The sequence below is a fragment of the Paenibacillus sp. EB106-06-01-XG199 genome (assembly GCF_058791575.1).
In genome coordinates, this window is record NZ_JBYTDQ010000015.1 from 1 (window position 1) to 16,388 (window position 16,388).

Here is a 16,388-nt window from a genome sequence, read left to right on the forward strand (position 1 = left end):
CTGCCGGACGGCAACGTGGAGTACCTGGGCCGGATCGACCACCAAGTGAAGATCCGCGGCTACCGGATCGAATGCGGAGAGATCGAGGCGCGCCTTCTGGCGCATGGGCATATCCGTGAAGCTGTCGTAGTCGACCGGAAGGACGAGCAAGGGCAGGCATATCTATGCGCTTATCTGGTATGCAGCATGCCGCTGACTGTAGCCCAAATACATGCTCACCTGTCCAGACATCTGCCGGACTATATGATCCCGTCCTATTTTGTGGAATTGGACTATATTCCGCTCAATAATAACGGCAAAGTGAACCGGACACTTCTGCCTGTTCCAGATGTGGTCTTGGATGTTCAAGAAGAAAAACTGCCGCCTGCTACTGAGATTGAGTCTGAAATTTTGAAAGTATGGCAAGAGGTTCTTCACAAAGACGACATTGGGGTTATGGATAACTTCTTCCATGTGGGTGGAAACTCATTGCGGATTGTAGATATATATGCCAAGTTACAGCAAAAGTATCCGGGCGTACTTGTTGTAGCGGATTTGTTCGGAAACCCGAATGTGCGTCAATTGGCTCAGTATATCGAAACGGTTCATGCGCAAAAACAAGCATCTACATGGAAGCACCTCCCCCTCGCATTCCCAACGTCAGGTATGGCCGGGCAAGGAGTCTACATTCCGGGCGATGTATTGCGCTTTGAGCTCTCGGAGCATACGAGTCAAAGCTTGGAACGCATTTCGAGTCACTACAGCATTCAAAAGATGTCTGTGCTGTTGACCGCTTTTGCCTATTTAATGTCGGAATACGCACAGACAGAAACGGTTACTTTGCCTTGCTTGATAGAAGGCGGCGATGTATGCCGGGTTGAGGTTTCGTTCCGGGAAGCTGAAGAGCTGGAGGAAGTTTTTGCAATAGTAGACGGATACCTGAAAACGGAAGGGCGACTTCATTGGGAACAGGTGAAGTATGCTGCTTATGAGCCGCAAGAAGGCCAAATCCTTTGTGCATTTACAGGCGCTGACCTATTGCCGTCAGGCTTTGCAAAGCAGTTTGATCTCGTGCTCAATTGTGGAGAGGCTGGCATTGTCCAGTCCATGACATGTGAGTACAACCAGGGCAGGATTTTACAAGCGTCTGTAGAGAGGCTGCTTCGCCAGTTCGTAAGCTTATTGGCTAAAATGCTGGAACAATGCGAAAAAAAGGCCAGTCTGTAAGAGACGTGAAATGAACAGGAGAAGAGAGGAGAAGACAAGCGAATGTCCTTCTCTTCTGTTCTACGGATTGTTATACATCAGAGCAGGTTTCAAATTGGAGGGCGCAATGTGAAAAAAAAACTAGTCGACTTCGATACTTCCGAAGTGTTATTAACGAATGAGAATATCAAGTTTGAACAAATCTCAAGTAAGGATATTGCAGTAATTGGTGTGTCCTGCCAAATTGGGAGCGCCAAAAATACAAATGAGTTTTGGGATAGTATGGTTGAAGGAAAGTGTCTGGTTGAAGAAATTCCGCAAGCACGCCAAAAAGATATTACAGATGCACTGAAGCAAAGCGGCATCACTCATCAGGAATTTAAGAAAGCTTCTTACCTTGGCAGCATCGACACGTTCGATTATAAGTTTTTTTCTCTGCCGGCTATCGAGGCTCAGTTAATGGATCCGCACCAAAGGCTCTTTCTGGAGACTGTCTATGCCACCATGGAGGATGCGGGGTACGGAGGAAGGGAGCTAGCTGGCAGCGAAACCGGAGTATTTGTCGGATTATCGAGCGACGGGCCCAATGAATACAAAGCATTTGCGCAAATGTCCGCTCCGGAGCTTGTGGGTCTGACAACTTCAGGTAACCTGAAATCGATTATCGCCGGCAGGGTTTCCTATATATTTGATTTTAAAGGCCCCAGCAGTGTGGTGGATACTGCATGCTCTTCCTCTTTGTCTGCACTTCACCTGGCATGCCGCTCTATCCGCGCAGGCGAATGCAATACTGCGATAGCGGGAAGCGTCAAAATTGTCATGTTACCGGCCAGTCAGTCGAATGACTACAGTATGGGAATTGAATCCTCAGTCGGGTACACCCGAACCTTCGATGCAGAATCGGATGGAACGAATGGTGCAGAGGGAGTCGCGGCTGTTCTGCTGAAGCCTCTGCATCAAGCGATGGCCGATCATGATCATATTTATGCGGTCGTGAAGGGCAGTGCATGGAATCAGGATGGCAGCTCGGTAGGACTCACAGCACCGAATCCGGCCGCTCAGGAGCGGGTTATTCTGCGGGCATGGCAGGATGCGGGAATCGATCCTGAATCCATCTCCTATCTGGAAGCCCATGGTACGGGAACAAAGCTGGGAGATCCTATCGAAATCCGAGGAATAAATAATGCTTTCCGCAAGCATACCTCCAAGATGCAATTTTGCGCCGTCGGTTCCGTCAAGACGAATATCGGCCATTTGGATCATGCAGCGGGAATCGCCGGATTTATTAAGGCGGTTCTCGCCTTAGAGCATCAAAAAATTCCGCCGATGCTGCATTTTAAAGTGCCTAATCCTAATATATCGTTTATTGATTCGCCCGTTTATGTGGCAGACCAGTTAATCCGGTGGGAGCGTTCACCAGGTGCAAAAAGAAGATGCGGGGTAAGTTCGTTCGGTTTAAGCGGAACGAATTGCCATGTGGTATTAGAGGAGGCACCTGAACGAACAGAGACTTCCCCTGACCATTTACATCATATTTTTACCTTATCTGCTATGGAACAAACGAACCTGTTAGATATGGTGAGAAGATATATAGATTTCCTATCGGGTTCTGTCAGCAAATATAGAATCGGGGATATTTGCTATACCGTTAACACGGGGAGAGGCCACTACGCTCACCGCTTGGTGCTGAGGGCTTGCAGCATAGAAGAACTACTTCAGCAATTGGAGCGATTTCTTAAAACCCCATTCGTTACGATGGAAGAGCATCATATTTATTACGGCAGCCATAACGTCAGCGCTAACAAAGCCACCTGGCCGGATTCTGAAACTGCGACGGGTTCCGCTTCCGAGCAGGTCAAAGAACTTTTGACCAATATTAGCAGGGATTTGTCCGATGCGGGAAGAACGTTTCATGATTTCGCTCAGGCTTATATACAAGGAGCTGAGATGAACTGGAAACTGTTATATCCGGCCCGTTCTTATTATAAAGTCAGTTTGCCGACCTACAGCTATACGAAAAGCAGATGCTGGATCAGCATTCCGGAGAAGCACATAGAACTGGTTGAGAGACGCGAAGCTTTACCATCTTTGCAGGAAGCGGGGCACTATTATCAGCCGGAATGGGTACGCCGGGACATGGATGACAAGCGAACGGAACCCATTGACGGGAAAACGGTGTTCTTCCGGACAACAGCTCCGCTGTCCAGCCAGATCCGTACATGTCTGGAAAGACAAGACCGGGATTATATTGAAGTTTATTATGGTTCCCGGTACAGCAAAGTAACGGATCGTGAATATGTGATTTCGGGCAATGATGCTGACTATCTCCTGTTACTTGAGCAAGTAGGCAAGGTTGGGCATATCATCCATGCCTTTGAGCCCGAGGAACGGCTGCCGCACCATACCTTGGAGCTGCAGGAGCGTCTCGCTCGCAGCGTCTACAGCTTGGTTTCTTTATCGAAAGCATTATTCAAGAAGCAGCGGAGGCAAGAAGCGGTGATTACCGTGCTTACCCGATGGGCCAATGCCGTGACAGGAGAAGAGCAACAGATTCATCCGGTCGGCGCCGCAGTGCTCGGGATGGCGAAGGTGATTCACCAAGAGCATCCATACCTGTACACCCGCAGCTTTGATCTGGACGAAACGATTGAACCTCCTGTACTTGAGGTGATTTTATCCCCAATCCGAGAAGCGGCAGAATGTGCATTCCGAAACGGTGTCAGATACATCGAAAGCATTCAGGCAGCGGAGCTTGGAACAACCGAAGCCGTTGTCGTTCGGGGCAATGGCGTCTATGTTATTACAGGAGGACACGGGGGAATTGGTTTAGAGGTGGCCAAACATTGGGCGAGACAACAGCAAATCTCCATGGTCCTCATAAACCGGACGCCATTGCCAAGCCGTGAAGAATGGAGCTCCATTAAAGCGGGGAATAATCCTGAACGTAAACGCATCGTTGAGAGCATAGAGGAAATGGAGAGCCTGGGTTCTTCCATACATTCTTACAGTGCGGATGTTTCCGATTTCGCTCAATTGGACATGCTGTTCCGGCAGATTAGAGCCAGCTTCGGAAATATTAATGGCATTTTCCATGCGGCAGGCATCGCAGGAGACGGTATGCTGTTCAGAAGAACCCATGAGCAAATGGACGCGGTCCTGTCTCCTAAAATAACGGGCACATGGAACTTACACCTGCTTACGAAGGACGATGACCTGGACTTTTTTGTGCTGTGCTCGTCGCTTGCTTCACTTACCGGGGGAACGGGTCAAGGGGACTACACGGCTGCTAACCGGTTTATGGATTCCTTCGCCGCCTACCGAGCCGGCTTAGGGTTGACGGCTTGTTCTATCAATTGGCCGGCCTGGAAGGAAGTCGGCATGGCTGCTAATTACGGCGTCAAAGAAAGCGACAATCTGGTTAGCCATATCTCACCTCGTGCCGCGCTGGCTGCGCTTGACCAAATCCTGGATTCGAATCGGTCCAGAGTGATTCTGGGGGAGATGAACTCTGCTCATGCAAGTCAAGTGCCTGTAAACGGACAGCTACAGGAACAACAGCCCTTCAAGACTGTACAGCTGGCAGGAAGAGAATCCGGTGAATACACCGAACTTGAGAAATTATTGGCAAGCATTTGGGGAGAACTGTTCGAACGTGATGTGATGAGGGTGGATGACAATTTTTACGACTTGGGGGGACACTCCTTATTGCTTATCCGGGTGGAGGTTGAGCTGGAAAAGCATGGTGTGGCGGTAGACCAATTAAATATTGAACGGGACCGGACGCTTGAGAAAATAGCGGAAACTCTGGAATACTCGAATTCTAAGGTTGAGGACTGAGTGCGTGCTTGAAGTGAAAGCGGGGAAAAAGGGATGCCAAAAATCATTGAACCGATAGAACCTTTTAACGAAATCTATTATCAAAGCTGCTTGTATAATTCGTTGTTTCCGGTTATACGGCATTTTCAGCTTAGTATATTGCCGTTACTGATTAACGATTGGGTTGTGTATGAAACGGCCCGGGCAGGGGAAGGCACTCTTTTCGGAATCTCTTACAGAAGCAATAAGGGTCTTATTGAAGCTCTTGCAGCGCTTGGAATCGCAGTCGAGAAGGAACAGTTTGCCGGAACGGTCGTTGACAAAATTAAGAGTGCAGTAGACATGGGGAGACCTGTCGTACTATGGGTTGATTGTTACGAATTGCCGGTTCGCAAAGACACTTTTCGGAAGAAGCATTTGCCACACACTATCTTAGTTCATGGATATAATGATTGTACCGGCCATTTTCATATTATTGAACATTTGCAGATGGAGAACCTGTCCTATGATAAAAAAACAATTCGGATGGAAGATTTGGAGCGGGCTTATATTGAATTTGATCATGAATTCAATCAAGGACAAATGAAGCTGGATTCCTACTATGAATTTTATAAGCTGAATCAAGCTGCTTCCATGATTTCAGGCGAAGCGGAACAATACCAGGAACTCATTCAGGCAAATATGAATGTAATTACAGAAGGTCTAGACCAGCTGCTGGAAGTGTCGGAGCTGTTGTATGGGAGATTGATGCAGCAAGCGCACATATCTTTAGATCATGCTGCACAGCAACTCGATAAGCTGAATTCAATCATATTGGCGAAACAAGCGGAGAGCTACAAGCTGAAGCTTTTGCAGATGGAGCAGGAGCCTTTAAGTGCCATCCTGCAGAGTATTACTAATGAGTGGAGCATGATTAGAGCGATCGTGGGCAAATATGTATACTCCAACCAGTTTAAAGTTGAACAATTCGCCGAATTGCCGGATCGAATCAGCAATATTTACGATGCCGAGTTAAAGTTTTACGAAACCTTTTTAACGAAGTGATGAAGAGTACACAGATGAACGGGATTATACAGATCGATGATAGTGTTAACACATACTAGGTCCATACAAAGGAGCGTCTACTATGCATTCTATGGATACAATTACTCAGGAATTACTTGAAATCATTAATGCTCATCTCTTGCAAAGAGCTGAAGAAGCAGGAAAACCGGGTGAAACTGGATTGCTGACCAGCTTGGAAGGTGATCTGGAGTTGTCCAATTATATTAATTCCCTTGATTTCATCATGATTCTCGTTAATATTGAAAAAAAGTTTAACGTGGTGCTGCAAGGAGACCTGAATATACTAACAGATCGGAGTTTTATCCAAATTGCTGAATTTATTGCAAAAAAACAGGAATGATTAATGGTAGCCCTGAAAAAGCTTGTATTTAGGGAAGGGATCTTCAGTTAGGGACTAGGTGCAGTATAAAAATGCAGCGCGTATCCGCTTAGGCTACGCGCTGCATTTTTAGCATCTAAATCCGGCTCCTCACGATTTGGCCAAATCTCTTTTGCCGAAGAAGGTCTTGAGCGCCTGGTATACTTCCTTCTTATCCTTAATGACATAATGCATGAACTGCTCCTGCTTCAGATGCCGGTAGGCGGACATCAGCGTGCTGCTGCGGTTGTACTGGTTCACCTCGCCGTATCCGAACATATTGCTGCGCTTCAACAGCTCCCCGATCAGCTTGACGCAACGTTCGTTATCCGAGGTGAGATTGTCGCCATCCGAGAAATGAAAAGGATAGATGTTGTATTTGGCCGGCGGATACCGGCTGTCGATAATCTCCAGCGCCTTTTGGTAGGCTGACGAGCAGATCGTGCCCCCGCTTTCACCCCGGGTGAAGAAATCATGCTCACTGACCTCTTTGGCTTCCGTATGATGAGCCAGGAACACAATCTCGACCTTTTCGTATTGCCGGCGCAGGAAGCGGGTCATCCAGAAAAAGAAGCTGCGCGCGCAGTATTTTTCGAAGGTCCCCATAGATCCGGAGGTATCCATCATAGCAATGATGACTGCATTGGAATGAGGGACGGTAATATCATCCCATGTTTTGTAGCGCAGATCATCGGGACTGATGCTGTGGATGCCGGGATTTCCGTTGCTGGCGTTGCGCCGCAGATTCTCCAGTAAGGTGCGCTTCTTGTCGATGTTCGACATCATGCCTTTTTTGCGGATATCGTTGAAGACGATGGACTTGACCTCGATCTCTTCTTTATCCTTCGGGGCTAGGTGGGGCAGCTCCAGGTCCTGGAACAGAATGTCCTCCAAATCCTCGAGGTTCACTTCAGCCTCAACCGTATCCTGGCCCGGCTGATCTCCAGCTTTGTCACCTTTGCCCGGTTGGGCAGATTGCGAATCACGGCCGAGCACATCGCCAACCTGGCTTTCCCCGTCTCCTTGGCCGACATGCTTTTGCTTCCGGAAGTTATAGATAATCCGGTACTCATCCAGACTGCGGATCGGCACCTTTACAATCTGTTTTCCGTCCGACATGATAATGTTCTCTTCGGTAACGAGGTCGGGCAGATTATCCTTAATGGCTTCCCTGACCTTCTGCTGATGACGTTCCTGATCCTGATGGCCTTTGCGGTGAAGGGACCAGTCTTCTTTTGACACGACAAACGCATATGGACCTGGTGATTGCGACAGGATGACCACCTCCCATGGAATATAAATCGGTACGGGCGCAAGCACATGCTTCCTAAAGAGAGTAACTCTGAGGCATGCTGTAACTAAAGTATATTCAGGGGTAGGGAGGATATGTGAAGATATCAATGGGTATAAACTGCGGAGCCTGGACCTTTGATCCTTTATTCACTGATCTCTTCAATAATAAGCCTATAGCTGTTGGACCGGGATTCCCCGGAATATCTCCGGCCGTCAATCGTGAACAGGTACAGCGCGGTCGAGGAGCCTTGAAGGGCCCGGCCCATGAAATCGTCATTGATTCTGACAAAATAAGTGAGATGGACCGTCTGACCAGCTTGCACTGTGCCCAGCGCCACCGTACCCCGGTAAGAGGATTCGGGTGAGGTAAGGGCGCTGACCGTAACGATGTCGGACTCAATTAGGCTTCCTTGGGGCACGATCCGGATGACAGAAACATCAGCAGGATAATTGCCGCTATTGGTCACTGAAATCCTGAATTGGGCAGTCCCACCAGGCTCGACAATTGGCGGTTCACCACTCATCTCAATGGATATGACCGGCGACAGAATCAAGGTAGTGACCGCATTTGAGCGGGCTGCCTGTCTTACATTTCGTCCGTCTGGCAGTGTGAAGGTATATTGCAGATTGCCTTGGTTCTGCACCGCCGGGGTCTGCTTGATGTCAGTGGCCGCAGGGATAGACACAAGAAACTCCACGAGGACCACAGAGCCGGCTCTTATCGTGCCCAGCGGGATGAATTCTCCCGGTCTAATCCCCTTCATGGGCACACTGTCAACTATAACGCTGTCCCAGATGAACAATGTTCCTGCAGGAATTGCCTCCACCAGTACAGCATTTACTGCCAGATTTCCGCTGTTTTGTACGGTGAACTTGTAATGCAGGTTGTCTCCAGGCGCCGCGCTGTAGCGATCAACCTTCAGACTGACCGTAACGCCTGCCTGGACTATGGATATTTCCATGATATTGCTCTCGGTAACCTCTGTAACCTCATCTACTTGGTACGTGGTGCGCGCCTGCGTTGTTAATAGGGAGTTCTCAGGGATCGACGTGATCCGTACGCGAAAAGAAATTTCGGCGGCTGTGTCTGTACTTAGGAACCCCAGCCGGATTCCTTCTGCCGGATCAGCATCGGGATAATAGATACCCCCGGCGACAACACTTCCCGGAACGAAAATGGCGCCATCCGGCACGGGAATGAATGCGATAATATCGTTCAGCAGCCGTGCTCCCTCGTTCCTGAGCAGCAACGTATAGGTGACTACATCTCCGGTAAATGTAGTTGGAGTACTTGCGGCCAGAAGGGTAGAGAGCTGGAAGGAAAGCAAAGAAACTGTTACCGGATTGGAGCGGATTTCGCTTTGCACAAGCCTGCCTTCCGGTGTAGTGAAAGAATAAAATCCCCTGGCTTCATTACGAAGCTCCAGTGAAGGGGGAAGCGAAACGACAATGGCCTGGAAGGCGATGCGGACCTGTGCCTGCGGTGAAATTGTTCCCAGCGGTATGCCGGAAGACGGAGATACCCCGGGAAGGGGGACTCCGTCTCTTAGCACACTGTTAGCAATGAAGGATACGCCTTCAGGGAGAATATCTCTGATCGTTGCCCGTGCAGCCACGTTACCGCTGTTCTTGGCAACAAGCGAGTAAACCAGCGTCTCCCCAAGGGAGACGCTGGTTTTGTCCGCACTTTTGAATAAGGAAAGTACGGGGCTGAGGACCGGGGTATGAACAGTATTGGAATAGGTTATAGCGTCTATACCCGCTGCCGAGCTGAACAGTACCATGGACTGATTCGTCACGACAGGTTGAGGAAATGAGCCAGGGGTCATGTCGCGATTACCTGAACCTTGAAGGTTACAGTCGTTGATGCTCCGGCAGCAATCGTGCCGATGACAACGCCTGATCCGGGGTTGGCCCCAGGACGGGCGATATCGTCTACAGTAACGCTGCCCGCAACGAATTGGCTTCCGGCCGGAATCGGGTCAACCAGCACAACGTTGTTGACGGCGACGATACCGTTGTTCGTCACGACAATTGTATAGGTAAGGATGTCGCCGACTACGGCATCGATAGCCGGTGTGCTCTTGACTGCGGTGACGTCCGGAGACGATACAGGGATCACAAGTACATTGGACAAGGAAGAGCCTGAGAGCAGACGTCCGTCTGGCGGTGAGAACGTGAAGGCTGCGGCTGCCTGATTGACGAGTCGCTGCGGTGAAGGCAGAGAAGCCACGGTAACCTGCAGGGTGACTGTCATGACGACTGTAGCTCCAGGGGCAACCGTTCCAAGGTTGATTCCGGCTGCCGGATCGGCTCCCGGTTGCGGCACACCGTTCACCAGCACACTGTTCGGAATAAATACACCTCCTGCAGGGATGGAGTCCGTAAGGGTAACCACAGCCGGCAAGTTCCCGGTGTTTGTGACGCTAAAGAAGTAAGTGACAGTGTCTCCGACGGTTGCATTGGTTGTATCCGCGCTCTTTAGGATATTGATGATCGGCTGATACACCGGAGTAATCAGGTTATTGGAATAGGAAGCACTGGAGAAAGCACCGGAGGTAAAGCTCACGGACGCCTGGTTATTAAGGCTCGGCGGATTTGGCAGCGCAGTAACAACAATATTGAAGGAGACTTGGACAGAAGCTCCCGGAGCCAGAGTGCCAAGGGTAATTCCATTGGCCGGGTTCGCTCCCGGCAGAGGAGTGCTGTCGACAACTACGCTGCTTGTGACAAAGGAAGCTCCCGGTGGTATCGGATCGCTAAGCACGACATTGGTGACCGATGCAATCCCGTTATTGGTAACGGTGACTGTGTAGGGAACGGTATCACCTACTACGGCATCTGTAGCAGTAGTGGCCTTTGATACCAATACGTTAGGCGATGAAACGGAAATCTGATTGATGTTGGAGACTGCTGATTCGTTGAAGGTCCGGCCGTCCGGCAGGGTATACGCAAAGGTGATGGTAGCCTGGTTGGTCAATTGCTGGCTTGGCGGCAACGTAGTGATCAGAACGGAGAAAGTGACTGTCAAGCTGGTGCCGGCAGCAATAGAACCGAGTGGGATACCTGTTGCCGGATCGGCTCCCGGGGAAGGGAAGCCGTTTATAAGCACACTGTTCTCTACAAGCGTTGTACCGGCAGGGATGGTGTCGGTTAAAGTAGCCGTCGCCGCATAATTGCCAGTATTGTTCACAAGCACGGTATAGGTAATGGTATCCCCTACGGTAGCGTTGACGGAGCTTGCGCTTTTGACTGCTGCAACTATGGGCTCGTAGACTGGTGTGGTGACAATATTGGAAAATCCTACGTTGGAAAGTGCTCCAGATGTAAAGCTGACGGAGGATTGATTGTTCAGCAGTCCGGTTGCCGGCAGCGAAGTTACGGTTACAGTAAAGGCTACGGTCACTGAAGCTCCGGGAGCGATGCTGCCTATGGTTACCCCGGTAGAGGGTGAAGCCCCGGGCCGTCCGATGCCGTCCACCAGCACACTGTTCGGCACAAAGGCGGTACCCGCAGGAAGTGCATCCGTAAAGACGACGTTATTTACAGTTGCGATCCCGTTATTGGTCAATGTTACAGAATAGGTAATCGTGTCCCCCACGGTAGTTGCCGTTGTCGCAGTGGATTTGAGCACGGCGAGATTGGGGCTGGAAACAGGAATTGTGACTGTGTTGGAGAGTACCGAACCAGTGATTGTGCGTCCGTCAGGTAATGTAAAGCTGTACGCAGCGGTCCCCTGATTGACGAGGACCTGCGGTGACGGCAGGGACGTAATCACTACTGAGAAGGAGACAGCGACAGTGGCTCCCGCAGCGACAGTTCCTGCGGCGATGCCAGTAGTAGGATCGGCCTGCGGCAGTGGCAGCCCGTTGATCAGGACGCTGTTGGGCTCAAAGGTGGTACCTGCCGGAATATTGTCCGTTACAGTTAGAACGGCTCCATAATTGCCGGTGTTGCTGACAGTCAAGGTATAGGTAACGGTATCACCGACTGTAGCATTTGTCGTATTGGCTGTTTTAACCGCAGAGATATTTGGCTGGAAGGCGGGAATGGCTACCGGGTTCGACGAAGTAGTACCTGAGAAAATACCTGAGGTATAGGAAACGGTCGCCTGGTTGTCAATAGAGGCGTCAGCGGGAACGGCAATGACCGTTACGCTGTAAGAGATGATTGCGGTTGCGCCGGAGGCCAACGTCCCGATTGAAACCCCGGAAGACGGATTGGCATTTGGGAAAGGCACTCCGTTTACTGATACGCTGCCGGGTATAAATGAGGATCCGTCAGGCACAGGGTCACTGAGCAATACATTATTTACGGGATCGATTCCGGTATTGGTAATGCTTACCGAATAGGCAATAGTATCTCCAACAGCAGCTGCTGTTGCAGGAGTGCTCTTCACTACGGAAAGATTGGGAGCGGAGACCGCGATAGTTACCGTGTTGGATACAGCCGTACCCGTAAGCAGCCGGCCGTCAGGCGGAGTAAAAGTGAAGGAGGAGGAGGCCTGATTGACAAGCTGCTGTGGTGAAGGCAAGGAAACAATAAAGACAGTGAAGCTGACAGTAACACTGGCTCCCGGAGCTACGGTGCCGACGGTAATACCGGTATCGGGTGCGGCTCCCGGCTGCGGGAAGCCGTCAACGATGACGCTGTTGGGATCAAAGGTAGTCCCTGCGGGAATGTTGTCAGTCAAAGTAACATTGGCAGCCAGATTGCCTGTATTGCTGACAACAATCGTGTAGATAATGGTATCGCCAACTGTTGCATTAAGATCATTGGCACTTTTGATAAGGGAAATCTGCGGCTGTATTACCGGTGTCGTGGTTACGTTGGAAGATGAAGAACCGGAGAATACACCGGAGGTAAAGCTGACGGTCGATTGGTTGTTGATCTGTGAAGGAATCGGCATTGTTATCCTCACCTCGAATATTACGGCGACTGACGCCCCTGGGGCCAGACTGCCGATTGGAATGCCGGCGGACGGAACTGATTGCGGCTGGGAAACGCCGCCCACAATTACGGTTCCGGGAATGAAGGCAACATTCTCAGGCAGAGGATCGCTGAGAATGATGTTGCTGACAGCCGCGATGCTGGTGTTCGTCAGCACCGAGGTGAACTTAAGAATGTCACCCGTAACGGCATCAATGGCGTTCACGCTTTTGACTATACTGACATTGGGAGCGGAGACAGGAACATTGAGCGTGTTCGAAACGGCATTTATTCCGAGCTGCCGTCCGTCTGGCAGAGTGAAGCTAATTGCGGCAGCTGCTGAATTGGGCAACTGCTGGCCCGGGGGCAGCGCCGTCACGGTGACCAGAAAACTGACGGTGACACTATCGCCCGGCACAAGCGGACCTACCGGGATTCCGGTCACCGGGTCAAAACCGGGAAGCGGTGTTCCGCCAATGATGACGCTGTTCGGTTCAAATACTGCTTGCGGCGGTAAACTGTCAGTCAGGTTCAGCCTGGCGGCGATATTACCGGTGTTGCTGACCAGGATCGAGAAGGATAGGGAACTGCCTACCGAAGCCTGGGCGCTATTGGCACTTTTAACGAGATTGATGACCGGAATGAAGATCGGAGTTGTCACTGAATTGGACAGGGCAGTTCCGCTGAACGCTCCTGCCGTGAAGGAAGCACTGGCCCGGTTAACCAGTTCAGCGGGATTTGGCAGGAAGGCAGCGTTCACCTTGAAGGTGACGATCACATTGCCCCCTGCCGCGATGGTGCCAAGAGCAATACCCGCCCCCGGATTTGCGGATGGCGCAGAAGCCCCGTTCACCGTGACGCTCCCAGCCACGAATGCCCCTCCCGCGGGTATGGGATCAGACAGGACGACGTTGTTTACAGCCACCCCGCTCGGATTGGATACCGCTACGGTATAGGTTATATTCTCACCGACAGCGATGGCGGAAAGATTGGCTGTTTTGAATAAGGTGATGTTCGGTGCGGAAACCGGGATGCTGACCGTATTGGAGAGGCTTTCCCCGCTGAGGGAACGCCCGCTGGGCAACTGGTAGGTATAGCTGCCGCTTCCCTGGTTGCTCAATACCGCCGGAGAAGGCAGTGACTGTACCGTGGTCAGGAAGTTGACGGTTACGGTAGAACCGGGAGCCACGGCCCCCAGTAGAATTCCGGCGAGCGGAGAATCCGCAGGACGAACGGAACCGTTCACTGTAACGCTTCCCGCTACAAAGGTAGAGCCGGCGGGGATATTGTCGCTTAGGGTGACGGTTGCTGCCAGATTCCCTGTGTTTTGCACCTGAAGGGTGTAAAGAACGTTGCCGCCCACAGTCGCACTGGCGGGACTTGCGCTTTTGACAATACCAATGACAGGCTGATACACAGATGTTGTCGTGATGTTGGATTGGGAAATACCTGTAAACAGTCCGGAACTATAGGATGCCGAAGAACGGTTGGACAGCTGTCCTGTTCCCGGTACAGAAGTGACCGCCACCTGGAAGGTAACGGTTGCACTGTTGCCAGGAGGGATTGCCCCCACAGAGATTCCCGTTGCCGGGTCTGCGGCCGGACGGGATGAGCCGGAAACAGTCAGACTGCCCGGAACAAAGGTGGTGCCTGCAGGAATCGGATCGGACAGGACAACATGTGTTACCGCCGAAATCCCGTTATTGCTGATGACGGAGGTATAGGTCAAAGTGTCCCCTACCGCAACGTCAGGGAAGCTGGTGCTTTTGACCACTGCAACATTGGGCAGTGTTACCGGAATGGTCAGCGTATTCGATGCCGCCGAACCGGCCACGGTACGACCGTCAGGCACCAGGAAGGTATAGGCTGCAGTGGCCTGGTCGGTTAACCGCGGCGGCGACGGCAGACTGTTCACTGCAACCCTGAACTGAACGGTGGAGCTTCCTCCGGCGGAAATCGTGCCGATTGCGATGCCCGTGACGGGATTGCCTGCCAGGGGAGTCCCGTTGACGGTAAAGCTCCCGGGAACGTAGGTGCTTCCGGCAGGGATGTTGTCGGTCAGCGTCGTGGACGCACCGATATTTCCCGTGTTGGAGATTTGCACGGTATAGGTAATCTCATCGCCAACGGTTGCGTTGACGGTGTTGGCGCTTTTGACCATACCCAGAACCGGCGAGTACACTGGAACCGTTACTCTATTGGAAGGGATAACACCCGAAACAATGGGGCCGCCGGCTACACTCTGGAATGTAAATGCGGCATTGGCAGAGTTGGCAATCGTCTGCGGACTGGGCGGCAGCGAGGTCACTCTGGCCTGATATGTAACCGTTACAGAAGAGCTGAGTGCCAGTGACCCTAAGGGAATGCCGGCTGAAATATCATAGCTAGGTCTGGAAACGCCGGCGACTACAACGCTTCCGGCTACAAAGGTCAAGCCGGTTGGCAGTGTATCCGACAGTACCACACTCGTAGCGCTGGCAGTACCTGTATTGTTGATAGTAACGGTATAGGTTATGTTATCACCGACAATTGGACCTGCCACATTGGAGCTTTTGGTCAGCGTGATTACCGGTGCGTTAATATTGATCTGGAGCGCATTCGCGTTGACTACATAGGCATCGCCAGAGGTGGTCAGCGTCAGCAGTGCAGAGGACTGGTTGTTCACCAGCCTTGCCGAAACGTCGACGTTGGTAATGTCCCAGCCTTGCCGTCCACCGATGATATTGGTGCCTGGACTGCCGTTGGTCTGGTTGCGGCTTCCGAAGGTTCCGGTCGTATTCAGAGCACCGCTGTCATTATTAATCTGCGAAGCAAAAAAGTTGTTGGCAAAGTTGTTGGGACCCGACAAGGCCACCTGTGTGGCGGAGGTCGGGCCGAACAGCGCCTGGTCGCCTGAACGGTTCGCGTCGCCTTCCTGCGCGCTAAACAAGATGCGTCCGCCCAGAGCGCCGGTGACCGGTGTGGCGAAACCCGTAATGGTCGTGACAACCGGGGCTGAAGTGGCCTGTACAAGCACAGCTCCTGCCCGCAGCGACATATTGCGGAAAGGGAGGGCGGGATTCTGGTAGATCACACCAAGTGTCCAGCCGGCATGGTTGGCGGTTGTATCACCAGTGATAACGAAGGTGCCTACGACACCGCCGACCGTGTAGGTTCCGGCACCGCCGCCCTGAATAATGCTGGTGACATTGGCTGAGCGCACATAGGCGGAGGCGCCGTTTCCCAGATCTATAGTATTGGCAGTGGCTGCATCTGGAGTTACGCTGGTCGTACTTCCTGCGGGTGTGGTGAAGGAGACCGGATTATTGATGAAGGCGCCGAGATTAACCGAGCCATTAATATAGGAGCCGGCCCAGATCAGTTCTGCGTACAGCACTGTGCTTCCTGCGGGAAGCGTCAGTATGGCGGCTGAGCTGTTGTTCTGGTACAGGCTGGTCGTACCGGCAGGGTAGGTGCCGAATACAGAGGCCGTGTTGACCGTACTGAATGCACCTATACTATCCAGTGTACCGGGAACCCCAGCCGTTTCGGAGCGGCTTAGTCCAAGTGTGTTGCCGGTAAATGTGATTGCGCCGGTTGCGTTAATCGTAGCCCGGACGACTAGAGGAATGATTTTCACCTCCTTCAGGGTTGCTGAACTGCGCGGTTGCTTAGGCGAAAAAAAGCAGACCGTCTTTAGGGTGAAGACGATGTGCCAAATTTCTTGTGTTATATTAGCCTATGACGGGTGACTGGCATAATT

The 16,388-nt window shown here is 51.5% G+C and carries 7 protein-coding genes; 4 read left to right on the forward strand and 3 right to left on the reverse strand.

The features are described from left to right. The 4 genes from AC3WT9_RS31620 to AC3WT9_RS31635 all read left to right on the forward strand — a co-directional run. Positions 1-1,206, forward strand: a 1,206-nt coding sequence (locus AC3WT9_RS31620) for a phosphopantetheine-binding protein (RefSeq protein WP_492408674.1), incomplete at its 5' end; no start/stop codon positions are given. A 108-nt stretch (positions 1,207-1,314) separates the two neighbouring features. Next, positions 1,315-5,022 (forward strand): type I polyketide synthase, encoded by a 3,708-nt coding sequence (locus AC3WT9_RS31625; protein ID WP_492408676.1) that lies wholly within the window; start codon positions 1,315-1,317, stop codon positions 5,020-5,022. A gap of 33 nt (positions 5,023-5,055) precedes the next feature. Continuing rightward, positions 5,056-6,045 carry a BtrH N-terminal domain-containing protein gene (locus AC3WT9_RS31630; RefSeq protein WP_341377858.1) on the forward strand — a complete coding sequence of 330 codons (990 nt, stop codon included), beginning with the start codon at positions 5,056-5,058 and terminating at the stop codon, positions 6,043-6,045. A gap of 82 nt (positions 6,046-6,127) precedes the next feature. Then, the gene (locus tag AC3WT9_RS31635; RefSeq protein WP_341377859.1) at positions 6,128-6,406 is read left to right on the forward strand and encodes a hypothetical protein; all 279 of its coding nucleotides are present in this window, start codon (positions 6,128-6,130) and stop codon (positions 6,404-6,406) included. 129 nt (positions 6,407-6,535) lie between these two features. Here the strand turns inward: AC3WT9_RS31635 and yhbH are convergent, their stop codons facing one another. The 3 genes from yhbH to AC3WT9_RS31650 all read right to left on the reverse strand — a co-directional run bounded on the left by yhbH (position 6,536) and on the right by AC3WT9_RS31650 (position 16,265). Continuing rightward, positions 6,536-7,699, reverse strand: coding sequence for a sporulation protein YhbH (gene yhbH / locus AC3WT9_RS31640; RefSeq protein ID WP_341097605.1), 1,164 nt, complete (start codon positions 7,697-7,699; stop codon positions 6,536-6,538). 161 nt (positions 7,700-7,860) lie between these two features. After that, on the reverse strand, positions 7,861-9,546 hold the full coding sequence (locus tag AC3WT9_RS31645; protein WP_492408678.1) for a hypothetical protein: 1,686 nt from the start codon (positions 9,544-9,546) through the stop codon (positions 7,861-7,863). Next, positions 9,543-16,265, reverse strand: a complete 6,723-nt coding sequence (locus tag AC3WT9_RS31650) for a DUF7507 domain-containing protein (RefSeq protein ID WP_492408680.1) — start codon at positions 16,263-16,265, stop codon at positions 9,543-9,545. Before AC3WT9_RS31650 ends, AC3WT9_RS31645 begins: the two co-directional genes overlap by 4 nt. Positions 16,266-16,388 lie beyond the last annotated feature (123 nt).

What these genes read in the sequence shown, in the direction of transcription:
- AC3WT9_RS31645 (WP_492408678.1), bottom strand. Translation starts at nt 9,546, where the DNA reads ATGACCCCTGGCTCATTTCCTCAACCTGTCGTGACGAATCAGTCCATG.
- AC3WT9_RS31635 (WP_341377859.1), top strand. Translation starts at nt 6,128, where the DNA reads ATGCATTCTATGGATACAATTACTCAGGAATTACTTGAAATCATTAAT.
- AC3WT9_RS31630 (WP_341377858.1), top strand. Translation starts at nt 5,056, where the DNA reads ATGCCAAAAATCATTGAACCGATAGAACCTTTTAACGAAATCTATTAT.